The sequence below is a fragment of the Flavobacterium sp. AK-301 genome, assembly GCF_058310215.1.
Genome location: NZ_JBZEES010000005.1, coordinates 1 through 22,583, shown reverse-complemented (window position 1 = coordinate 22,583; position 22,583 = coordinate 1). Strand labels below are relative to the sequence as shown.

At 33.8% G+C, this 22,583-nt stretch carries 17 protein-coding genes and 1 tRNA gene; 6 read left to right on the top strand and 12 right to left on the bottom strand.

Going from position 1 to position 22,583, the window contains the following annotated elements; translation table 11 throughout:
- Window positions 1–268 precede the first annotated feature (268 nt).
- Complete coding sequence (locus tag AC4FQX_RS09230; RefSeq protein ID WP_491167400.1) at window positions 269–1,456, top strand: PAS domain-containing sensor histidine kinase; 1,188 nt, start codon at window positions 269–271, stop codon at window positions 1,454–1,456.
- Complete coding sequence (locus AC4FQX_RS09225) at window positions 1,453–2,499, top strand: response regulator (RefSeq protein WP_491167399.1); 1,047 nt, start codon at window positions 1,453–1,455, stop codon at window positions 2,497–2,499. The genes AC4FQX_RS09230 and AC4FQX_RS09225 overlap by 4 nt, the downstream gene beginning before the upstream one ends.
- Before the next feature lie 212 nt (window positions 2,500–2,711).
- On the opposite strand, the gene AC4FQX_RS09220 is transcribed toward AC4FQX_RS09225, so the two are convergent.
- The 5 genes from AC4FQX_RS09220 to porV form a co-directional block, all read right to left on the bottom strand.
- On the bottom strand, window positions 2,712–3,389 hold the full coding sequence (locus AC4FQX_RS09220) for an SDR family NAD(P)-dependent oxidoreductase (RefSeq protein ID WP_491167398.1): 678 nt from the start codon (window positions 3,387–3,389) through the stop codon (window positions 2,712–2,714).
- Window positions 3,390–3,460: 71 nt separating this feature from the next.
- The gene (locus AC4FQX_RS09215; RefSeq protein WP_491167397.1) at window positions 3,461–5,077 is read right to left on the bottom strand and encodes a dihydrolipoyl dehydrogenase family protein; all 1,617 of its coding nucleotides are present in this window, start codon (window positions 5,075–5,077) and stop codon (window positions 3,461–3,463) included.
- 6 nt (window positions 5,078–5,083) lie between these two features.
- On the bottom strand, window positions 5,084–6,082 hold the full coding sequence (gene pdhA, locus AC4FQX_RS09210) for a pyruvate dehydrogenase (acetyl-transferring) E1 component subunit alpha (RefSeq protein ID WP_491167396.1): 999 nt from the start codon (window positions 6,080–6,082) through the stop codon (window positions 5,084–5,086).
- Between the two features lie 149 nt (window positions 6,083–6,231).
- Window positions 6,232–6,714 carry a cytidine deaminase gene (gene cdd / locus AC4FQX_RS09205; RefSeq protein ID WP_491167395.1) on the bottom strand — a complete coding sequence of 161 codons (483 nt, stop codon included), beginning with the start codon at window positions 6,712–6,714 and terminating at the stop codon, window positions 6,232–6,234.
- A 10-nt stretch (window positions 6,715–6,724) separates the two neighbouring features.
- A complete protein-coding gene (porV, locus tag AC4FQX_RS09200; RefSeq protein WP_491167394.1) occupies window positions 6,725–7,891 on the bottom strand; it encodes a type IX secretion system outer membrane channel protein PorV in 1,167 nt (388 codons plus the stop codon).
- Window positions 7,892–8,460: 569 nt separating this feature from the next.
- On the opposite strand from porV, the gene gldJ reads away from it, so the two are divergent.
- Complete coding sequence (gene gldJ, locus AC4FQX_RS09195; RefSeq protein ID WP_491167393.1) at window positions 8,461–10,146, top strand: gliding motility lipoprotein GldJ; 1,686 nt, start codon at window positions 8,461–8,463, stop codon at window positions 10,144–10,146.
- 69 nt (window positions 10,147–10,215) lie between these two features.
- Window positions 10,216–11,502, top strand: coding sequence for a UDP-N-acetylmuramoyl-tripeptide--D-alanyl-D-alanine ligase (locus AC4FQX_RS09190; RefSeq protein ID WP_491167392.1), 1,287 nt, complete (start codon window positions 10,216–10,218; stop codon window positions 11,500–11,502).
- 94 nt (window positions 11,503–11,596) lie between these two features.
- Here AC4FQX_RS09190 and AC4FQX_RS09185 read toward each other — a convergent pair.
- The 5 genes from AC4FQX_RS09185 to AC4FQX_RS09165 form a co-directional block, all read right to left on the bottom strand.
- A tRNA-Val gene (locus AC4FQX_RS09185) sits at window positions 11,597–11,671 on the bottom strand.
- 68 nt (window positions 11,672–11,739) lie between these two features.
- Window positions 11,740–12,963, bottom strand: a complete 1,224-nt coding sequence (locus AC4FQX_RS09180; RefSeq protein ID WP_491167391.1) for a bifunctional folylpolyglutamate synthase/dihydrofolate synthase — start codon at window positions 12,961–12,963, stop codon at window positions 11,740–11,742.
- A 51-nt stretch (window positions 12,964–13,014) separates the two neighbouring features.
- Window positions 13,015–13,908, bottom strand: a complete 894-nt coding sequence (locus AC4FQX_RS09175) for an energy transducer TonB (RefSeq protein WP_491167390.1) — start codon at window positions 13,906–13,908, stop codon at window positions 13,015–13,017.
- A gap of 222 nt (window positions 13,909–14,130) precedes the next feature.
- Window positions 14,131–15,357 carry a Glu/Leu/Phe/Val dehydrogenase dimerization domain-containing protein gene (locus tag AC4FQX_RS09170; protein ID WP_491167389.1) on the bottom strand — a complete coding sequence of 409 codons (1,227 nt, stop codon included), beginning with the start codon at window positions 15,355–15,357 and terminating at the stop codon, window positions 14,131–14,133.
- Window positions 15,358–15,434: 77 nt separating this feature from the next.
- Window positions 15,435–16,505, bottom strand: coding sequence for an anhydro-N-acetylmuramic acid kinase (locus tag AC4FQX_RS09165; protein ID WP_491167388.1), 1,071 nt, complete (start codon window positions 16,503–16,505; stop codon window positions 15,435–15,437).
- Window positions 16,506–16,603: 98 nt separating this feature from the next.
- Between AC4FQX_RS09165 and AC4FQX_RS09160 the strand changes: the two genes are divergently transcribed.
- Together AC4FQX_RS09160 and AC4FQX_RS09155 are read left to right on the top strand one after the other, a co-directional pair.
- Window positions 16,604–17,746 (top strand): acyl-CoA dehydrogenase, encoded by a 1,143-nt coding sequence (locus AC4FQX_RS09160; protein ID WP_491167387.1) that lies wholly within the window; start codon window positions 16,604–16,606, stop codon window positions 17,744–17,746.
- A 102-nt stretch (window positions 17,747–17,848) separates the two neighbouring features.
- A complete protein-coding gene (locus AC4FQX_RS09155; protein WP_491167386.1) occupies window positions 17,849–20,275 on the top strand; it encodes an ATP-binding protein in 2,427 nt (808 codons plus the stop codon).
- Here the strand turns inward: AC4FQX_RS09155 and AC4FQX_RS09150 are convergent.
- Together AC4FQX_RS09150 and AC4FQX_RS09145 are read right to left on the bottom strand one after the other, a co-directional pair.
- Window positions 20,272–21,615, bottom strand: a complete 1,344-nt coding sequence (locus tag AC4FQX_RS09150; RefSeq protein ID WP_491167385.1) for a sigma-54-dependent transcriptional regulator — start codon at window positions 21,613–21,615, stop codon at window positions 20,272–20,274. The genes AC4FQX_RS09155 and AC4FQX_RS09150 overlap by 4 nt on opposite strands.
- Window positions 21,616–21,865: 250 nt before the next feature.
- Window positions 21,866–22,168 (bottom strand): hypothetical protein, encoded by a 303-nt coding sequence (locus AC4FQX_RS09145; protein ID WP_491167384.1) that lies wholly within the window; start codon window positions 22,166–22,168, stop codon window positions 21,866–21,868.
- Window positions 22,169–22,583: the final 415 nt, after the last annotated feature.

Below are 22,583 nucleotides of genomic sequence, written 5' to 3'. Positions count from 1 at the left end.
ATGAGATTAGCTATTTACTGTAAATAATAAACGATCCTATTATAATATTTTTTACCAAAAAGAAGACTTTGGAGTTTTAATCTCTTTGTTTTTTGATCAAATTATTTGCGAAAATTATTTGCTTTTATAAAAATTTCTGTAATTTTATCCTTAGAAGATATAGACGGATATTTAGTTAAACATCTAATTTTCATTTTTTAAATACACTAATTTCCGCCTTTTATTCAAAAATTTCTCTTGTTTTTCTTATTCCGAATTCAGGTTATTTATGAAAAATGCGGTACTTTTAAAGGCGATTATTAACAATTCGATTGATGGCATCATAACTATAAATGAACTTGGTATAGTTGAGTCCGTAAATCCCTCTGCTTGTAGGCTCTTCCTCTACAGCTCCAATGAAGTCATAGGTCGAAATGTCACTATGTTCATGCTACCTTCCTACAGAAAAAAATATAACAGTTATATGGACAAGCACGTCAATCAATCCCATATTATAAGTTTTAGATGGGATATAATGGGCAAGAAAAAGGACGGAACTATATTCCCTTTCAGGTTTGGAGTCAGTGAAGTGAATTTCGAAAATATTCGAAGGCTTACTGGATTTATCCATGACCTAAGCTATCAGAAAGAAACAGAAAATTACCTCATGGGAAATATCCAGCATTTAAAAGACGTGATAAAAGAACATATGATTTCTCTCAATGAGACGATCGAGACCCTTACTGAAACAAAAGAAGATCTTAGCAAATCACTTGAAAAAGAAAAGAAACTTGGAAAATTGAAAAGCCAACTTTTATCTATGGCTTCCCATGAATTCCGCGCACTCTTAAACACCATACATCTTTCTGTATCCCTGCTGGAACGCTATACGGAATCTTTCAACAATGGTAGCGTTACAAAACACATACACAAAATAAAGAAAGCAATAAATAGTCTCACGATAATACTGAATGATTTCCTACACATCAAAAAAGCTGAAACGGGAAAAATAGAAGTCACTATGTCTTATTTTGATATCAAACTGTTTTCCATTGAGATTGTCAAAGAAATGCAAACGCTAACAAAATCGGGACAAAAAATCATTTATAACCATTCAGGAGTACAAAATATCGTGAAACTGGACAAAAATCTTTTAAAGAACAGCATAATCAACCTTATATCTAATGCCTCCAAATATTCTATGGAGAACACCACGATAACTTTTACGACAAATATGGATACTGAAAACAATACATGCACGATAGTTATAAAGGATGAAGGAATGGGCATACCGCGAGCTGAGCAAAAACACCTTTTTGAAGCATTCTTCAAGGTACAAAATATAGATAATATTCTGGACACAAGGCTTGGCCTAAATATTGTTACCCAATACGTAAAACTAATGGAAGGGGATATCTCGTTTAAAAGCCAAAAAAACAAGGGATCTAGTTTTACTCTAACTTTTCCAATAACATGACAAAAATACTTATAATCGAAGACAATGACGACATAAGAGATAATATTGTTGAAATACTTGAACTGTCAGGTTTTGAAACTTTTTCAGCTACTAATGGAAAAATAGGTATTGATATGGCTTTACAGAACCCACCAGATATAATACTTTGTGATATCATGATGCCGGAAGCAGACGGTTATACGGTTTTAGAAACTCTCAATAATCATCCACAGATAGGCGAAATACCTTTTATTTTTCTAACCGTCAAAGCAGAACACTCCGATATACGAAAAGGTATGGATCTTGGTGCGGATGATTATCTTACAAAACCCTTTAACGATGTTGAATTGCTACGTTCAGTGGAAAGCCGACTGAAGAAGAAAAAGGCACACCAACTTTTTTACAGCAAGACACCTAAACATCTAAATAGGTTACTTTCAGCAGGCAACGGTCTTGACGCCCTTAAAAAAGTGATGGAAGAACGAAGTACCAAGACCTTTAAGAAAAACCAGATCATACACCATGAAGGAGACAGGGTTATAGGAATTTATTTTATGATTAGTGGAAGGGTCAAGACAGTAAAAATAACCGAAAATGGTCACGAACTCATAACAGGCATCTACAAAGCTAATGATTATCTAGACATAAATATTATACTCTCTAATGACGCTTATACTGATACTGCCATAGCCCTCGAGGACACAACGCTTGGCTTCCTTCCAAATGAACAACTCGACAGATTATTATTCATGTACCCTGAAGTTGGAGCAAAATTTATAAAAATACTTACGAATAACGTCCGTGAAAAGGAGCTTAGACTGATGCAAGTGGCTTATTTATCAGTACGCAAAAGAATTGCGGAAACTCTTATAAGGCTACAACAGAACAGCACTGACGGCACGATAGTTAAAATAAGTCGTGAAGACCTCGCCTCTTTCTCGGGGACTGTAGCCGAAACGGTAAGCAGGACTTTATCAGACTTTCGGGAAGAGGGAATTCTTGAAAAGAGTGGTAGCTACCTACGAATACTGAATATAGATAAATTAATTAAAATTAAAAATTAGGAGGCACTATTTACAAATTAATCCAAAACATATAAAAATATTTATTTTTGTTATTAGATGGATATCCTTATTAAATTGAGTAGTAAAAATAAACTCGAAAAAGGGTTTAATTTTATGTTTAAACATAAGATTAACTAGGTTTTTTTAGAGATAGCTAAATAACAAATATTTTTTATGTCACCATCATTTATAAAAAACAATAATTCTATTTATTATGGTGTACTTGATGAAACTTCCAGAACTTTACCATTATAGAACTGATTTCCGGTAAGAGCAAAATTATAAACATAATCTGCCATTTGCTTCGCTGTCAACGGTGCTTCATAGCCCGGAAAAGCTTCTTGTAACATCTCTGTCTGAACTGCCCCTAAAGCCAGCACGTTAAAAGCTATCTTCTGTTCTTTATATTCTTCTGCTAATAATTCTGATAGAGTAATTAAAGCTCCTTTACTTGAGCTGTAAGCAGCTAAACCGGGAAATTTCATACTTCCACGAACACCTCCCATGCTACTTATACTCACAACATGGCTTCCTGACTTTAGGTAAGGTAAAACTATTTGAGTCAGTGCTACTACTCCAAACACATTTACACCATATACTTTTTCAAAATCTTTCTGTGTTATTTCAGGAAAGGGCTTTGAAAGGAACAAGCCGGCATTATGAATCAATATATCTACCTGTTTCCATGTTGCAGATAAAAAAGTACTGACTTCTCCTAATTCTTCTTCTTTAGACAGATCTATAGAAAGACAGCTAATATTCTGATGATCTAATAATGCTTTTGGAGTTTTTCTGGAAATAGCCAGAACCTGATGTCCGGCATTGGCAAACTGTAATGCTAGTTCGTAACCTATACCTCTACTTGTACCTGTAATAATTATATTTTTCATATTCTAGTTTCTTATGTGAATAAAATATAAATCCCGCATATGCGGGATTTATATTTTAATAAAACTCTTTGTTACGCTAACATTGTAACCGGGTTTTCTAAATACTGTCTCAATGTTTGTAAGAACTGAGCTCCTGTAGCGCCATCAACTGTTCTATGATCACATGCTAGAGTTATTTTCATTGTATTACCAACAACAATCTGTCCATTTCTAACCACCGGTTTCTCCACAATAGCTCCTACAGAAAGAATAGCAGAATTAGGTTGATTAATAATTGAAGTGAACTCGGTAATACCAAACATTCCTAAGTTAGAAACTGTAAATGTACTTCCTTCCATTTCGGCCGGCTGTAATTTTTTATTTCTTGCTCTTCCTGCCAGATCTTTTACATTAGCTCCAATTTGAGAAAGACTTAACTGATCTGTAAATTTCAATACAGGAACCACTAATCCATCTTCAACTGCAACTGCAACTCCTATATTTACATGATGGTTAATTACGGTTACGTCATCTTTCCATTGGGAATTTACCTGAGGATGTTTTTTCAATGCCATAGCACAAGCTTTAATAACCATATCGTTAAAAGAAACTTTAGTATCAGGAAGCGCGTTAATTACTCCTCTTGACGCCATTGCACTATCCATTGCCACTTCTATTGTCAAATAATAATGTGGTGCTGTAAATTTAGATTCTGCTAAACGACGCGCGATCGTTTTACGCATTTGTGAATTTTTAATCTCTTCAATATATGTTTCTCCTGCAGGAACAAAAGGCTTAACAACAGATTCTGCTGTTTGTGCCTGAGATGTTTCAACTTTTGAAGTAGCAATATTCGCTTGTGCCTGAGGCTGGAATCCTTCAACATCTCTCTTGATAATACGTCCGTTTTCTCCTGAACCTTTTATCTGAGATAATTTAATTCCTTTTTCTTCTGCAATTTTCTTTGCTAATGGAGAAACAAAAACTCTGTGTCCTTCGGAAACAGTATCTTCTACCGATTGTGTCGCAACAACTTCTATTTTTTCTTCCTTAGCAGTAGATGGAGAAGTATCACCTTCTTTTTTATAGTTTTCAGCGATTCCTGTAACATCAGTACCTTTTGGTCCTAAGATTGCCAGAACACTGTCAACCGGAGCTGTTTCTCCTTCTTTAATTCCAATGAACAATAATGTTCCTGAATAAAAAGATTCAAACTCCATTGTGGCTTTATCTGTTTCGATCTCTGCTAAAATATCTCCTTCACTAACAGTATCTCCTACTTTTTTCAACCAGGTAGCAACTGTACCATCAGTCATCGTATCGCTTAGACGTGGCATAGTAATAATTTCTACACCAGCCGGTAAAGCTGTTACTACATCCTCTTTTTTAACTTCTGTTTTAGGAACTTCTGTTTTTTCTGAAACTACTTCTTTTGAAGGTTTACTGTTTAGTAAACCGGAAATATCTTCTCCTTCTTTCCCTATTATTGCTAATAAAGAATCTACAGGTGCTGACTCTCCTTCTTTAATTCCGATATATAAAAGTGTACCTGAGTGAAAAGACTCAAACTCCATTGTGGCTTTGTCTGTTTCAATTTCAGCTAAAATATCTCCTTCGCTTATTTTGTCTCCCACTTTTTTGAGCCAGGTTGCTACAACCCCTTCGGTCATAGTATCGCTCAAACGTGGCATTGTGATAATTTCTGCCATTTTGAATTATAGTTTATGAGGTAAAAATGGATAATTTTCTTGTTCGTATACAACGTCATACATTACGCTGGCATCAGGATACGGAGACTCTTCTGCAAATTTCTCACATTCACTCACTAAATCTTTAACCCTTTGATCAATTACTTCGATTTCTGCATCAGTAGCATATTTCTTTTCTTTGATTACATCCAATACCTGAGTGATCGGATCTATCTTTTTATACTCTTCAACTTCTTCTTTTGTTCTGTAATTTTGAGCATCAGACATTGAATGCCCTCTGTAACGATATGTTTTCATTTCAAGGAATGTAGGTCCGTCACCACGACGTGCTCTTTCAATTGCTTCAGTCATTGCTTCAGCAACTTTTACAGGATTCATTCCGTCAACAGGTCCACAAGGCATTTCGTACCCTAAACCTAATTTCCAAACATCTGTATGGTTAGATGTTCTTTCTACTGAGGTTCCCATTGCATATCCATTGTTTTCCACAATAAACACAACCGGTAATTTCCACAACATTGCCATATTAAATGCTTCATGAAGAGATCCCTGTCTTGCAGCTCCGTCACCAAAATAAGTTAAGGTAACTCCTCCGGTTTCAAAATATTTATCAGCAAAAGCAATCCCGGCACCTACAGGTATCTGTGCACCAACAATACCATGTCCTCCATAAAAACCATGTTCTTTGGAGAAGATATGCATTGATCCGCCTAATCCTTTAGATGTTCCTGTTGCTTTTCCTAATAATTCAGCCATTACTCTTCTTGGATCAACACCCATTCCAATTGGCTGAGGGTGATTTCTGTAGGCAGTAATCATTTTGTCTTTTGTCAAGTCCATCGCGTGTAATGCACCTGCTAAAACTGCTTCCTGTCCATTATATAAGTGAAGAAATCCTCTTACTTTTTGTTGTATATATAGTGCAGCTAGTTTGTCTTCAAACTTTCTCCAAAGTAGCATGTCTTCATACCACTTTAAATAAACCTCTTTCGTTATTTCTTTCATTTTGCTATTTTTCTTTTAACAGTAGTGTTTTAGAGTATCAATAAATTGCTTTTGTAAACGCAAAATAGTTTCCTCACACATATTCGCGAATCGCAAAAATAACACTTTCCTCGCTAGAAGTAAAATAAAAATGGATTTTTTAGTCTCTTTTACAGGAAGTTTTTATCAAAAACGAAAGGAAGTAAATTTTGTATTGATTCTGAACGATATATTTCTCCTTCTTCACCCATAAAAAACATTTCAATAGGGGTATCTTGCTTAAACTCATATTCGACCATAGACTGTCTACAGGCTCCACAAGGAGGAATTGGCGAAGCAACTAATTTTGTATCCGAAGCAGCAGATATTGCCAACTTTATGATCTTTGCTTCCGGATAAACAGCACCGGCATGAAAAATAGCTGTTCTTTCAGCGCATAACCCTGAAGGAAATGCTGCATTTTCCTGATTAGAGCCTAATACAATCTGACCATTATCCAGTAATATAGCCGCTCCGACCCTAAATTTAGAATAAGGAGCATATGCTTTCTTTCTGATTTCAATAGCTTTCTTCATCAAAGCCTCTACTCCATCCGGTAATTCATCAAAAGAACTGTAAACTGTAAAGACTGCATCTATTTTTATTTCTTTCATTCTAATGATTTTATCTGTTATAACTATCTCCAAAACTAAAAGTCAGAGAGAATCTCAACGTGTTTTCAAGAGGATTCTGAACTTTTGATGTAGAGAACAGATAAGAAATATCTACTTTAACGATATCATATTTAAACCCTGCTCCCATTGTTAAAAATTTACGAGCACCTTTCTCTGAACTTTCATTAAAATACCCTGTCCTTAAAGCAAAAGCATTCTGATACCAATATTCTACACCAACACCACATGTAATTTCTTTCAGCTCTTCACTAAATCCACCAGGAGCATCTCCTAAAGATTTAAAAATACCCGACACCCAACCTATAGATCGATAGTCTTCATTATTTTTCCTGAATTCCTCTGGTGTAACTTCTCCATCTCCATTTAAATCAGGGTTTTGTGGTGTGGGAACTAATAGTTTATTTAATTCCACACTTACTCCTAATGTATTATCTTCATCTAAAATAAAATCAAACCCTCCTCCTATTTTAAGATTAGCCGGAAGAAAATTAGAATTCACATCGTTCACATCTTTATCATAACTAACCTTAGGCCCTAGATTCTGCAAATTAAAACCAGCTCTCCATCGACCGTTAAATCGATTATAAGCAATTTCCTCGGACTGATAAAACCCAGCTATATCAACCGCAAATCCACTGGAAGAAGAAGCATCATTTCCGCTTTCAGGAATTTTTAAATTAGATCGAATATATCTACCTGCTACAGCCATAGAAAAAGTTTCACTTAACTTTAAAGAGTAAGACAAATCAAAAGCAAGCTCATTTGGCTTAACAGTATTCGAAGGCCCATCAAATGTTTCTCTCAACTCAATCTCCCCTAAACCAAAATACCTTAAACTAGCTGCAAAAGCACTTCTTTCATTTACCATATTATAATAAGTAAGCTCTGCTAAAGAAACATCATTTGTAATTGAGGTTAAATAGGGAGTATAACTAACTGAAAAACCCTGTTTTTGAAGCGAAAAGGCATATTTTGCAGGATTATACCGCTGAGAAAAGACATCCGCAGATGTAGCTACCCCGACATCTCCCATTCCGGATGCTCTCGCATCAACCGGGATTGTTAAAAAAGGAACAGCTGTTGTAATAACCCTATCTTGAGCATTAGAGAACTGAAATAGAGCAACACTAATTAATAATAAAAAATATTTCTTCATTATCGTTTTTAAAATTATTTACAAATATAATATTTCCTTAACGCTGTACAAACTTTGAACCTTAATATAGAAACTGGTTTTTAATAAAACACATGACAACAACATTTCATTCAGTATTTTAGCTCTACATAAAAAATCTGTAAAAAATCTCGTGCTGATTAAATAAAAAAAATAATCAGCACTCAAAAACCAAGACTTCTATAAAGAAGTTTGTCTTTTTTTAGATTAAAAATTATTTAATGACGGTATCAAAATTCATCTTCAATCCTAACAGAAATATCTCCTCGATAATTTATAAACGTTAAAAACTTACAACTATTATATAGCAATAAAAGAAAGAATAAGTAATATAGCTACAATTGACCATGGTTAACAGCTGTTTAAACGCTCATAAACGAACAGGAATAAAAATATTTTTTTTTGAAAAAAGAGGAATAGTATAATATTTATACTAAATTTGCGTTCTGGAATAGAACCTTTAACAAAACATTATATTATTAAAAAAGGCTGTTGAAAACTAAAGGTTAATTGTTACATTGCGGCTCAAAAATTAATTACCTACTGAAAGTATGAAAATTCACAAAATTATGGCTTTTAAGTTGCTGATAGCTCTTTCACTGACTATAGGCTTTACTAGTTGTAGTAAAAAATCTAGCTCAAAGAATACATCTTCTGCAACCGGCTGGAAAATCAACGACAAAGAAGGAGGATTCCAATATAATTCTAGCTTCAAGAACCAGATAACTGGTCCTGGATTAGTATTAATAGAGGGAGGAACTTTTACAATGGGGAAAGTTCAGGATGATGTTATGCATGATTGGAATAATACCCCTAATCAGCAACACGTCCAAACATTTTATATGGATGAAACTGAAGTAACCAACATCATGTACATGGAGTATCTTGATTGGTTAAAAAGAGTTTTCCCTCCAGAAGAAGAAAATTACAGAAATATCTATGAAGGTGCACTGCCAGATACATTAGTCTGGAGAAACCGATTAGGTTATAATGAAACAATGACTAATAACTACCTGAGACATCCTGCTTATGCAAGCTATCCGGTTGTTGGTGTAAATTGGGTTCAGGCTGTTGAATTCAGCAAATGGAGAACAGACCGTGTAAACGAGTTAATTCTTGGAAAAGAAGGTTATTTAAAACCAGATGCCAAAATAGTTGATGCTACTGCAGAAGCCACTTTCAGCACTGAAACATACCTTAATGCCCCTACACAAACTTATGGTGGTAATGAAGAACTTATCTATAAAGGTAAAAAGAACTCTTTAGCAAATAAAGATGATGCGACTAACCTTTATGCACAAAGAACTTCCGGGGTTATTTTACCTGAGTACAGACTACCAACAGAAGCAGAGTGGGAATATGCTGCTCTAGCCGAGGTAGGAAACAGAGAATATAATCTTTACAAAGGAAAGAAAAAATATCCATGGAAAGGTGCTTACACCCGTTCAGGAAAAAACAGAAAAGGAGCTAACAGAGGAGATCAATTAGCTAACTTTAAACAAGGAAAAGGTGACTACGGCGGAATCGCAGGATGGTCTGATGACGGGGCTGATATTACTGCTCCTGTAAAAAGCTATCCTCCAAACGACTTTGGTCTTTACGATATGGCAGGTAACGTTTCAGAATGGGTGGCTGATGTTTACAGACCTATGGTTGATGACGAAGCAAATGACTTTAACTATTACAGAGGTAATATCTATACTAAAAACCAAATTGGTGAAGACGGAAAAGTAGCAATTGTTACTACTTCAGACATCCAATATGATACTTTAAGTAATGGTAGAATCATTGCCAGAAACTTCCCAGGTCAGATAGCTCAGGTTCCTGTTGATGAAAAAGAAACTTATCTAAGACAGAACTTCAGCACAAGTGATAACAGAAATTTCAGAGATGGTGATAAACAATCTACTCGTTATTTTGACTTTAGAGACTCGGAAGAAGACGGAGAAGGAAAAAATGATACAAAAAGAATGTATGATTCTCCTAAACATAAGATCACTAAAGACAGCTTGGGTAACATGATTAAAAACTATGATAAATCAGGCAAAAGAACAACTTTAGTAAATGATGATTCAAGAGTTTATAAAGGAGGTTCATGGAGAGACAGAGCTTATTGGCTTGATCCGGCTCAGAGAAGATACTTCCCTCAGGATATGGCTACTGATGATATTGGATTCAGATGTGCTATGTCAAGAGTAGGTTCTAAATCTGACAAAAAGAAAACACCAAGAAATTAATTTTTGCGTTTAATAATACACCATAAAAGCCCTTTCATTAGGGCTTTTATAGTTTAACAGCTATTTCAAATGGAAATAAAAGCAATACATTCTCTCTTCTTAAAATGCACATCGGTTTCTACTGATACCAGAAAAATAGAGCCCAACTCTTTGTTTATTGCTCTTAAAGGAGAAAATTTTGATGCAAATACTTTTGCTGAAGAAGCTTTACTGAAAGAAGCTTCCTATGTTATTATAGACAACAAAGACTTCTATATAGATGAAAGAACCATTTTAGTTGAAAACAGTCTAACAACACTTCAGGAACTGGCTTCATTCCATAGAAAATATCTGGGATTACCTATTCTTGCTTTAACAGGCAGTAATGGAAAAACAACCACCAAAGAACTAATCAATGTTGTGCTTTCAAAAAAATATAACACAAAAGCAACTATCGGCAATCTGAACAATCATATCGGAGTACCGTTAACACTTTTATCGTTTAATGAAAAAACAGAGATCGGTATTGTGGAAATGGGTGCAAATCACCAAAAAGAAATCGAACTTCTTTGTACAATTGCTACACCAGACTTTGGTTACATCACCAACTTCGGGAAAGCGCATCTTGAAGGATTCGGAGGTTTTGAAGGGGTTATAAAAGGAAAGAGTGAAATGTATGATTATCTTTTAAAAAACAATAAACCTGTTTTTATAAACGCTGATGACCCTATACAGATCGAAAAAACAACATCTATTAAAAGATACTCTTTCAGCTGTATTAAAACAGAATCAGACTTGTTTATAACCAATATCAGCGCTGATCCATTTGTATCCATACTCTACAACAGAATTACTATTAACTCTCATTTAGTAGGCTTATATAACGCAAACAACATTAATGCTGCTATAGCTATCGGAAAGTATTTTAAAATCAGCGATCCGGAAATAAAAGAAGCTATAGAAAGTTATACTCCTACGAATAACAGATCACAATTACTTCTAAAGAATACAAATGAGATTCTACTGGATGCTTATAATGCAAACCCAAGCAGTATGTCTGTTGCAATTGAAAACTTTATTCAGCTACAGAAAAAATCTAAAATAATGATTTTAGGAGACATGTTTGAATTAGGTCCTGAAAGTCCGGAAGAGCATAAGAATATTATCTCAAAACTTTTAAATGAAAATCAGATTACCTGTTATTTTATTGGTAATGATTTTTATCTTAACAGAATCGAAAAAACTAATTTTAAGTTTTTCAAAACATTTGAAAATCTAAGTGAGTACTTAAAAAATCATGAGATCAAAAACCATTCTATTCTAATAAAAGGATCCAGAGGAATGGCTTTAGAAAGGGTACTAAACCTGTTACCATAAAAAATGCCGCTTAAATAAGCGGCATTTTTTTATAACCTTTTCTTAGTGAGAATTAAAAAGAAAACCTCATACTCTGTATGAGGTTTTAATTCTGTGGGCGATGAGGGATTCGAACCCCCGACCCTCTGGGTGTAAACCAGATGCTCTGAACCAACTGAGCTAATCGCCCTAATAGTGCCTGATCGCGGTGCAAATATAATACTCTTTTTATAATCTGCAAGCATTAAATAAAAAAAATTACAAAATTTCTGCAACTACGAATGTGCTACCACCTATGTAAATAAAATCTGATTTTCCTGCCTGATTAACTGCTGCTTTATAAGCTTCTGAAACAGAATTATATATAAATCCTTTTAATCTAAATTGTCTTGCTTTTTTTTCTAAAACAGAAGCATCTAACCCTCTTGGCACGTTAGGTCTGCAAAAATAATATTTTGCTTTTTTAGGAAACAAGGGTAAAATTTCGTCCAAATCTTTATCGTTTACAACGCCCAAAACAATATGCAGGTTTTTAAAATGTTCGTTTGAAACCTGATTCATTACAATTTCTAAACCATGTTTATTATGTGCTGTATCACAAATTATTTTTGGGGCATCATTTAATTGCTGCCATCTTCCCTGTAAACCTGTATTGATAATCACATTGGCAAAACCATCTTCAATATTCTGTTCTGTTATATGAAAAACATCTAATTCCTGCAAAACTTTAATGGTTTGAAAAACAGTTTTTTTATTATGCTTCTGATAATTTCCTGACAGAGGAGAGTAATATTCTGTTTTTATCAGATCGGAAGCAAAATAAACTTTTGAACTTTCCATTTCTGCTTTTTCCAAAAAAGTACTTCTTGTTTCTGATACATATTCTCCAATAACAACTGGAACAAAAGGCTTGATAATTCCTGCTTTTTCAAAAGCAATTGAGGCAAGGTTATTTCCTAAAAATTTTGTGTGATCTAAACCTATATTAGTAATGACAGATACTAAAGGGGTAATAATATTTGTGGAATCCAGTCTCCCGCCCATTCCTACTTCAATTACAGCAACATCTACTTTCTCTTTATTAAAATAATCCAAAGCTAAACCTACTGTCATCTCAAAAAAACTTAACTTATTTTTCTCAAAAAAAGATTTATTATCGTTGATAAACTGACAAACAAATTCTTCTGAAATCTCTTTTCCGTTTATTCTTATTCGTTCTCTGAAATCTTTTAAATGGGGTGAAGTATAAAGCCCTACTTTATATCCTGCTTCTTGTAAGATAGAAGATAACATATGTGATGTTGACCCTTTACCATTGGTTCCGGCAACATGAATAAATTTCAACCCTTTTTCAGGATTCTCTAAATAATCAGAAAGTAAAACTGTATTGGACAAATCTTCTTTGTAAGCGGATGCGCCCTGTTGCTGATACATTGGAAGCTGATTGAACATCCAATCTAAAGTTTCTTGATAATTATTCATTGATAATGAATTAGAAAATTCAACAATATAACGATAAATTAGTCTATGAATTTATTCTGTTAATTTAAAATTATAGATAATCTTGCCTACTTGTTTTTCCGGTGCATTATCATCTGACTGCCATTTTGTATTCATTGCTGCAACTTTAGCCTGATCTAGTAAACACTTTGCTAAATTAGTAGTTCCACGTACACCTGGTTCTGCACTGATAACTTTCCCTGATTTATCAACTGAAATCTGAACTACAACAATTCCCTGCTCATTACAAACATATTTTGGTTGTGGTTTATTTAATGCATTTCGACCGGCTAACTGATAATTACCATAACCACTTCCGTTACCATTGCCATAACCGCTTCCTGTTCCGGAACCGATACCGGTTCCGTGACCTGATCCATGTCCACCACCACTTCCGGTTCCGGTTCCGCCGCCACCATTATAACCTTGTGCGTTTGGATTACCGATTAGCTTACCTTTATTTCCACCTATCTTATCATTACCGTCTCCTCCTTTAGATTTTGACCCATTCAGTATATTCGCTAAGGCGTCTGACGTTGATTTTGAAGGTTTTGGATCTTCTTTAACAATTGGTTTTTCTGTAACTTCTTTCTTTTCTGTTTTATCTGTTTTTTTCACGGAAGCAATAACAGGTGCTTCATCTGATTCCTGTGTAACTAAATCTTTAGCTTCATTTGCCGATACGACAGGGACTGACTTTTGTTCGGGTTTACCTAAATCTAATGATTTATAATTGTCTCCTGATCCGAATTCACTGTCTCCAAAATTTACCTCTACTTGTCCACCGCCACCGCCACCTTCTAACTGTGCAATCTGCATATCTGAGGAAGCCAGTTTAAAGTAAAAAAACAACAGAAACATAATAACAAATAAAATAGTTGTTATTGTTAACGATTTTCTCTGAGATTCTGTCTCTAAATACTTCATATAATTTACTTAAATCTAAATCCTGTTTATCAATAAAACCATTATAATGGTTTTATTCGCTTTTACTAACTAAAAACATTTTATATTTTGTTTCTTTTTCAGGAAACAATAATTACACCAATTCTGTAATTCCCAAAAGCTTAACATCATTTTTACAGAACGAATGTAAAGGTAATAAATTGTTATTTAATTCATCTATTCACAAAATAGGATTTTACAAACTTATACTAGCTGTTTCAACGCTATTTCAAAGGCTGTTGCACTAATATTTGTTTTGGATTTATTTAAAGAATGGACTTTTACTATTGCTTTTTTAATGGTGTCTGATGCATCATTAAATATGGCTTCATCTGTCATCTGCACTTTTTTCTCCATAAAATAAGCAAATACTCTTGCCATTCCGCAGTTAGAAATAAAATCAGGAATCAGACTTATTTTTTTATCTGTTGCTTCCATTATGGAACCAAAGAAAATTTCTTTATCAGCAAAAGGAACATTGGCTCCACAGGAAATCACTTCTAATCCTGAAGCAACCATATTATCTACTTGTTCTTTTGTGACTAATCTTGAGGCTGCGCATGGTGTGAATATCTCTGCTCCTATAGTCCATATTCTGCGATTGATTTCTTCGAAGGAAAGCATATTTTCTGCTACTAATTTATTTCCGTCTTTATTCAGGAACAAAGTTCTGATCTCTTCAAAAGAAAAACCTTTTTCTTTGATCACTCCTCCATCTCTGTCAATAATACCAATAATACTGACACCCATATCTGCAAGATAAAATGCGGCAGCTGATCCTACGTTTCCAAAACCCTGAACAATTGCTTTCTTTCCTTTTACTGAACCACCATAAATATCATAAAAATGACGTACTGCTTGTGCAACGCCATAACCGGTAATCATATCTGCTATCGTATATTTTTTAGCAACGTCGGGAGAAAAAGACGGGTTTTCAATAACTTTAACAACTCCTTGTCTTAATTGTCCGATCCTGTTTATTTTATCTGCTTCGGTTGGTCTGAAATGTCCGTTAAAAACACCTTCCTGCGGATGCCACACACCGCATTCTTCTGTCATAGGGATCACTTCATGGATTTCATCTACATTGAGATCTCCTCCTGTTCCGTAATAACTTTTTAATAATGGAGAGACTGCTTTATACCATCTTTGTAAAACTCCTTTTTTTCTGGGATCAGCGGGGTCAAAATTAATTCCTGATTTTGCACCTCCTATAGCGGGTCCTGAAACGGAGAATTTCACTTCCATTGTTTTTGCTAATGAAAGTACTTCATTCACATCTAAACCTTTTCTCATTCGGGTTCCACCTCCGGCGGCTCCTCCTCTTAATGAATTAATTACTGTCCAGCCTTCTGCTTCTGTTTCAGTATCTTTCCAGTTAAACACTATCTCCGGTTCTTTATTCTCAAACTTACTCAGTAATTCCTTCATTTTTTTATGTTATTTATAAAACATTACAAATATAAAAAACAATCTTCTAAAAAAACACATGTTATATTATTCTTATTTTACTTAAAATCAAAAATAAATCCGGAACTATGATCTCTGTCTGCTCCTGTGACACTGGACAGTGTATTTACTTCTCCTCTCAGTTTCAGCACTCCTAATAAACCGAAAATAAGGGCTTCTTTGAATTCTATGATTTTAGAATCGGGAATAACGATTTTCATTTCGGGTAAATGGTATTGGATTCTTTCTATAAGATAGGTATTATAAGCACCTCCTCCGGTAATCAGCAGACTTCCTTTTTTATTCGTAAGAACAGCGGCGATCTGAATGGCAATGTGCTCTACGAAAGTGTTTAGTTTATCTTCTACGGAAATTGAGAAGAGGTCCATGAGTGGAAATAAAGTATCTTGTACAAATTCAAATCCTAATGATTTTGGAAAAGATTCTTTATAAAAATCGAGATTGTTCAAAGCAAACAGCAACTGATTATTCTTATTACCGCTACGAGCTATATTCCCTCTATTGTCATATTCAGCGTTTAGTTGATTTGCATAATAATTGAGAACTGTATTAACTGCGGATATATCAAAGGCAATTCTCTTTTTGTTCTCTTCGAATGATATATTCGAGAAACCGCCTAAATTCAGACAGTAATCATATTCTGAAAAAAGGAGTTTGTCTCCAATAGGAACTAAAGGTGCTCCTTGTCCTCCTAAAGCTACATCCTGCACTCTGAAATCACAAACGACCTTCTTTTTAACTAAACTACTAATCATGGGTAAATTCCCTATCTGTAATGTTATTCTTTTTTCGGGTTGATGTAAAATGGTATGCCCATGTGAACAGACTACATCAATTGTTTCTAGTCCGTTTTTTAAAATAAAGGTATTTATAATCCCGGATAATAATTTTGTATACTCTTCGTTCAGTAAACCAAGCTCTTTTTCTGAAAAATTAATTGCTGTTTTCAACTTCTTAATCCAACTTTCTTCGTAAGAAATTGTTTCTGTTTGATACAGCTGAAAACTCCATTTTTCTCCATATTTTGTAAAAACAATATGCGCCAGATCTACTCCATCTAATGAAGTTCCTGACATCACTCCTATAACGTTATAGTTTTCTTTTTTCATAGGTTAAAAATAGTAATCATAATTGAAAACTTCATATTATTGAAGTATATTTGGAAAGATTTTTAAACAATATATCAAAATATTAGCACCTAAATATTATGGACTTTAAACTTACTGAAGAGCATTTAATGATTCGCAAGGCTGCCAGAGATTTTGCTCAGGCTGAACTACTACCGGGCGTTATAGAGAGGGATGAGAAACAGATTTTCCCAACAGAACAGATCAAAAAAATGGGTGAATTGGGATTTATGGGAATGATGGTTTCTCCTGAATATGGGGGTAGTGGTCTGGACACTATTTCGTATGTTATTGCAATGGAAGAGATTTCAAAAATCGATGCTTCGGCTTCTGTGGTTATGTCTGTAAATAATTCACTTGTATGCTGGGGATTACAAACATTTGGTACTGAGGAACAGAAACAAAAATATCTTCCTCGTCTGGCATCTGGTCAAATTATAGGTGCTTTTTGTCTTTCTGAACCGGAAGCGGGAAGTGATGCTACTTCTCAAAAAACAACTGCAATTGATAAGGGGGATCATTATCTGGTTAATGGTACTAAAAACTGGATCACTAATGGTGGTACTGCGGATGTTTATCTGGTAATTGCTCAAACGGATGCGGAAAAAAGACATAAAGGTATTAATGCTTTAATTATAGAAAAGGGTACTCCGGGTTTTGAAATTGGACCAAAGGAACAAAAAATGGGAATCAGAGGTTCTGATACGCATTCTTTATTGTTTAATGATGTAAAGGTTCCTAAAGAAAACCGGATTGGTGAAGATGGTTTTGGATTTAAGTTTGCTATGAAAACTTTGGCAGGCGGAAGAATCGGAATTGCTTCGCAGGCTTTAGGAATTGCTTCGGGTGCTTATGAATTAGCTTTGAAATATTCTAAGGAGCGTAAAGCTTTTGGTACGGAAATATGCAATCATCAGGCAATTGCATTTAAATTAGCTGATATGGCTGTACAAATTGAAGCGGCTCGTCATCTGTGCATGAAAGCTGCGTGGGATAAGGATAATCACCATAATTATGACCTGAGTGGCGCTATGGCAAAACTTTATGCTTCGCAAGTGGCAATGGACACGGCTGTGGAGGCGGTACAAATTCATGGGGGAAACGGGTATGTAAAAGAATATCATGTTGAACGTATGATGCGTGATGCAAAAATTACTCAGATCTATGAGGGTACTTCTGAGATTCAGAAAATCGTTATTTCAAGAAGTATCTTAAGTGAATAGTTTTAATATATCTACTAAATAAAAAATGCCCTTCCTTTGTGTCGGGCATTTTTTTTGAAGTAAATTTACAATTCAGCAGGAATCACAAATAGTATTTTAATTATGCCTCAAAAACCGAAATCACTTAAATCTAAAGTTATAATAGGATATATTCTATTATTTATGATCGCTGTTATTTCTGTTTGGTTTGTGTATACTGAAATTTTAAAGATTGCTACTCCAAATGATGGTATCAGCAATGATAATAAAAAAATAATTCAGATCAGTAATGCTATTGCTAATTTATATGCTTCTGAAGCGGTAGGAAGGAATTCTATTCTGACCGGGTCTATAGACAACTATAAAGAATACAACCAATTAATTGACAGTGTTAATGCTCAAATTGAAAGTATTAAGAGGGAGGCTGATACTGAACAGTTACCAAAATTTGATTCTATTCAATCGTTGCTTGCTAAGAAAAAAAATAGTATTAATGAAATCATACTGTTCAGAAACAATTATAATAAACAGAATACTTTTGAAAAGGCTATTGGCAGAATATCAACTACTAAAGATTCTTTGGTAAGAAAATCTAAACCTGTCAAATTTAATAATAAAACACAAATTCGTCAGTTCCTTAATGATGTACTTACTGCTAAACAACTGGACTCGTTAAGTCGATTACCAGTTTCTAATGACTCTCTTGCGATTGCTTTTCAGAATGTTCTGACTGATCTATTGATTAAAGAAAACAAACTGAAATATGAATTATACAAAAAAGAGCAAAAATTATTAGATGAAAATCGTATTATTTCAGATCAGTTAAGGATTATACTAAGTAGTATAGAAAAAGAAATTCTTCAAAAATCATATCTGAAAATAGAACAGTCTAATCGTGCTATTGAAAACACAACGCAGACTATTGCGTGGACGGGAGCTATTACATTGTGTCTTCTTATCTTGTTTGCCTGGATCATTATTCAGGATCTGACCAAAAGTCAAAATTACAGAACTCAGCTTGAAAATCTGAATTCTGAGAAAGAGGATCTTTTACGCAGTAAAACAATGCTACTGGCAACTGTTACTCATGATATTCAGACTCCTTTAGGCAGTATTATTGGTTTTTCTGATCTATTGGAAAAAACGGATCTGAATAAAAAACAAAATCAGTATATTGATAATATAAAACATTCTTCTCATTATATATTAAAACTGGTCAATGATCTGATCGATTTTTCAAAACTGGAAAATAACCGAATAAAAATAGACAGAATCAGCTTTAATTTTAAGGATCTTATAGAAAATACTTGTGAACCACTGGAACCGAATGCTACGAATAAAAACATTGAACTGAAATGGATAATTGATGATCGATTAGATAACAACTACATTTCTGATCCCTACAGAATCAAACAGGTTCTCACAAATCTGATAACTAATGCAATCAAATTTACACAGGAAGGGTCTGTTAAGGTCACTGCAAAAATAAAATCTATAAACAACAAGAATCAGATACAAATTCAGGTCATAGATACAGGAATCGGAATACCTAAAAGTCAGCAGTCTTTAATTTTTAAAGAGTTTACTCAGGCACATTCGGGAATTGAGAAAAAATTTGGGGGTACGGGATTAGGTTTAACGATTGCACTTCGAATTTTAGAACTTTTAAATGGTACGATAGTATTAGAAAGTGAAAAAAATAAGGGGTCTGTTTTTACTGTTACTATTCCTCTGGTTCTGTCCAACTCAAAGAATACTGCTATTAAGGAAATCGGAAATAATAAAGAGTATGATTTTTTTAAAAATAAAAAGATACTAATTATTGATGATGATGCTATGCAATTGAGTCTAATGGAGGAAATATTCAGTAATTATCCTATAGGAATAAAAACACTGATAGATGCTTCGCAGGCAATGGAATGGTTAGGGAAAGAATCGTTTGATCTTGTATTAAGTGACATCCAAATGCCTAAAATTGATGGTTTTGAATTAATTAAAAAGATAAGAAACAACCCTGATAAAACAATATCGGGTATACCTGTTATTGCTTTATCAGGTAAAAGAGATCTTAATCCGGAAGATTTTACAAGAAAGGGATTTACTTCTTTTCATCCGAAACCTATTGAACTTGAAATCTTATTGGAACTGATAAAAAATATTTTTGAAAATGAAGAGACTCTTGTTATTAAGGATCGAATCAAACCTATAGAAAACGGAAAATTATATGATCTGAAAAGTCTAAATCAGTTTACTCAAAACGATCCGGAATCTTTAAAAATAATCATTGAAAATTTTATAACGGGCAGTATCGAAAATTGTGCTGTTTTAATGGAAGCTGCTTCTTTATCTGACAAAAACGGAATGTCTGAAATCGCTCATAAAATGATCCCAATGTTAAAACAAATGGAGGTTTATTCTATTGTACAACTACTGGAACCTATTGAGGAAAAAACATTAAATCACAAGCCAAAGGAAATGGAAAATTATATAAAAATTATAGTTGAAAAAATTGAGAGTCTAATTTCAGAGTTACGATCTGAAATTAGCTAAAGATCAATATTATATAGTTTTAATTTATTATATAATGTTTTTCTGTCTATGTTTAAAAGTACGGCTGCTTTTGTTTTATTATAGTTTGTTTTTTCCAGAGCCTGACGGATCGCTGTTTCTTCGTCTTCTTGGGAATATAAAGAAAAACTATTCTCTTTTTCTGATGTCAATACCATTTCCCGGGGTAAAACGTCTACTGTTATCTTATCTGATTTTGTCAACAGAACGGATCTTTTTATTATATTTTTCATTTCACGAAGATTACCGGGCCATTCATAATTTTTAAAAATAGTGATAACTTCGGGACTAAAGCCTTCTACTTCTCTTTCGAGATCAGTGTTTGCTAATGCTAAAAAATGATTTGCAAAAATCATCAGATCATGTTTTCTATCGGATAACTTGGGTACTTGTATACAGAACTCATTTAGACGATGATACAGATCTTCTCTGAAGTCACCTCTTTTTACTGCTTCGACCAAATCTTCATTTGTTGCGGCAATAACTCGTATATCAACTTTAATCTCTGTATTACTGCCTATCGGTTTTACTTTCCTTTCTTGTAATGCACGTAATAATTGTACTTGTACTTCATAAGAAAGATTCCCTACTTCATCTAGGAAAAGGGTACCTCCGTTAGCTGCTTCAAAGTGTCCTGTTTTATCATTAATAGCGCCTGTAAATGATCCTTTTATATGTCCGAAAAATTCACTGGAAGCTAATTCTTTTGGTATTGCTCCACAGTCAACTGCAATAAAAGGTTTTTCTTTTCGTTTACTCTGAACGTGTATGGAATGGGCTATATATTCTTTTCCTGTACCACTGTCTCCAATAATCAGTACGGACATATTGGTTGGTGCAACGAGACTAATATATTCATGTAACTGATTGGAATGATTACTTATTCCTTGTACAAAGGAACCAGAAATAGCTTCTGTTTTCTTTGATTTCTCAGATGATGGATTTTCTTTTTTTTCTTCTTGTTTTTTTAAAGCGGAATTTATAGTATGAAGTATTTCATCTGGATTAATTGGCTTTCCAACATAATCAAAAGCTCCTAATTTCATAGAATTAACGGCTGCTTTAATTTCTGTATAACCAGTCATTAAAATAACCTGAGTATTGAAAGAACTTTCTTTTACTAATTTTAAAATTTGCAAACCATCACTATCGGGTAATCTAATATCTGTTAATACAACATCAAAAGTTTGACTTTTAATCTTTTCAGTAGCTTCTTTTGCTGTAAAGGCATTAACTACATCAAAACCTTTTTTCTGTAAAAAAGTCTGAAGCATTAAACAAAAAGAAGTATCATCATCAATAACTAAAATTCTTGAAACCATCTAAAAAGCAATAATTTGTTATGATGCAAAAATAGAATTTTAATGTGACTAATATATGTTAATAAGTGTTATAAATACTTAATTCATTCTAATACGATTATTAAATTATTCTCTTTAAACGCAAAAAACATCCTTTATGGGGATGTTTTTTGTTTTTCGGAAAGACATCCGCTCAAAACGCCTTTCCTAATCATCTTACTAAACTAAACTCAATACAATTAAATACCTTTTGATTAGGATTGGTAAAGATCTATACTTCTTTAACGAACTCTCCTTTAGCGGTAAATAAAGCGGTTACTTTGGCTCCTTCTTTTGACAATACCAATCTGTATTCGCCATCATTTGCTACTCCGGCTTCTTCTAATGAATAACCGGCATATTTCTTCCCTATCTGGGATAAAACATCAGCAGGTATCGCGGAAGCTTCAATGGTATTATACTCTTTTTCCTGATCTACGCTAATCGTAGTTCTATTCACTAAAGCAACATCTGCTGCTGCTGCACTAAAGCCTAAGCCTAAAACTAATGCTGATACTAAAAATAGATTTTTCATAATATTTACTTTTTAATAATTATTGATTGGTTTCTTATTGAATAGTATGAAAAAAAGATGCCAGAAACAATTCTTGTTTCTATACATAAAACAAAATACTGATTTACAGCTTATTAAATAAATTTCAGGAATAGTATTAAATTCAGAAGTATTGTAGAATTGTGGATTTCAAATTCAATTTCTGTAGAATTCTACAATCCAATATTTTTAGGTTCAGTCGAAAGTCAAAAGTAAAAAAGCCAAATGGATATACGATTTATGATATTTGATCTAAGTAGAGCTGCGTTAAAACGCAGCTCTACATCGGCGGAATGATTCGAAAAATCCAATAATCAAAAAATCTAACAGTCAAAACTGTTATAAAACAAAAAACCCTTACTATTGCTAGTAAGGGTTCTTAAAAGAAAGGCAGTGA

Excerpts from the sequence above, each read along its gene's own strand:
- AC4FQX_RS09230 (WP_491167400.1), top strand. The coding sequence starts at position 269 with ATGAAAAATGCGGTACTTTTAAAGGCGATTATTAACAATTCGATTGAT.
- AC4FQX_RS09225 (WP_491167399.1), top strand. The coding sequence starts at position 1,453 with ATGACAAAAATACTTATAATCGAAGACAATGACGACATAAGAGATAAT.
- AC4FQX_RS09220 (WP_491167398.1), bottom strand. The coding sequence starts at position 3,389 with ATGAAAAATATAATTATTACAGGTACAAGTAGAGGTATAGGTTACGAA.
- AC4FQX_RS09215 (WP_491167397.1), bottom strand. The coding sequence starts at position 5,077 with ATGGCAGAAATTATCACAATGCCACGTTTGAGCGATACTATGACCGAA.
- pdhA (WP_491167396.1), bottom strand. The coding sequence starts at position 6,082 with ATGAAAGAAATAACGAAAGAGGTTTATTTAAAGTGGTATGAAGACATG.
- cdd (WP_491167395.1), bottom strand. The coding sequence starts at position 6,714 with ATGAAAGAAATAAAAATAGATGCAGTCTTTACAGTTTACAGTTCTTTT.
- porV (WP_491167394.1), bottom strand. The coding sequence starts at position 7,891 with ATGAAGAAATATTTTTTATTATTAATTAGTGTTGCTCTATTTCAGTTC.
- gldJ (WP_491167393.1), top strand. The coding sequence starts at position 8,461 with ATGAAAATTCACAAAATTATGGCTTTTAAGTTGCTGATAGCTCTTTCA.
- AC4FQX_RS09190 (WP_491167392.1), top strand. The coding sequence starts at position 10,216 with ATGGAAATAAAAGCAATACATTCTCTCTTCTTAAAATGCACATCGGTT.
- AC4FQX_RS09180 (WP_491167391.1), bottom strand. The coding sequence starts at position 12,963 with ATGAATAATTATCAAGAAACTTTAGATTGGATGTTCAATCAGCTTCCA.
- AC4FQX_RS09175 (WP_491167390.1), bottom strand. The coding sequence starts at position 13,908 with ATGAAGTATTTAGAGACAGAATCTCAGAGAAAATCGTTAACAATAACA.
- AC4FQX_RS09170 (WP_491167389.1), bottom strand. The coding sequence starts at position 15,357 with ATGAAGGAATTACTGAGTAAGTTTGAGAATAAAGAACCGGAGATAGTG.
- AC4FQX_RS09165 (WP_491167388.1), bottom strand. The coding sequence starts at position 16,505 with ATGAAAAAAGAAAACTATAACGTTATAGGAGTGATGTCAGGAACTTCA.
- AC4FQX_RS09160 (WP_491167387.1), top strand. The coding sequence starts at position 16,604 with ATGGACTTTAAACTTACTGAAGAGCATTTAATGATTCGCAAGGCTGCC.
- AC4FQX_RS09155 (WP_491167386.1), top strand. The coding sequence starts at position 17,849 with ATGCCTCAAAAACCGAAATCACTTAAATCTAAAGTTATAATAGGATAT.
- AC4FQX_RS09150 (WP_491167385.1), bottom strand. The coding sequence starts at position 21,615 with ATGGTTTCAAGAATTTTAGTTATTGATGATGATACTTCTTTTTGTTTA.
- AC4FQX_RS09145 (WP_491167384.1), bottom strand. The coding sequence starts at position 22,168 with ATGAAAAATCTATTTTTAGTATCAGCATTAGTTTTAGGCTTAGGCTTT.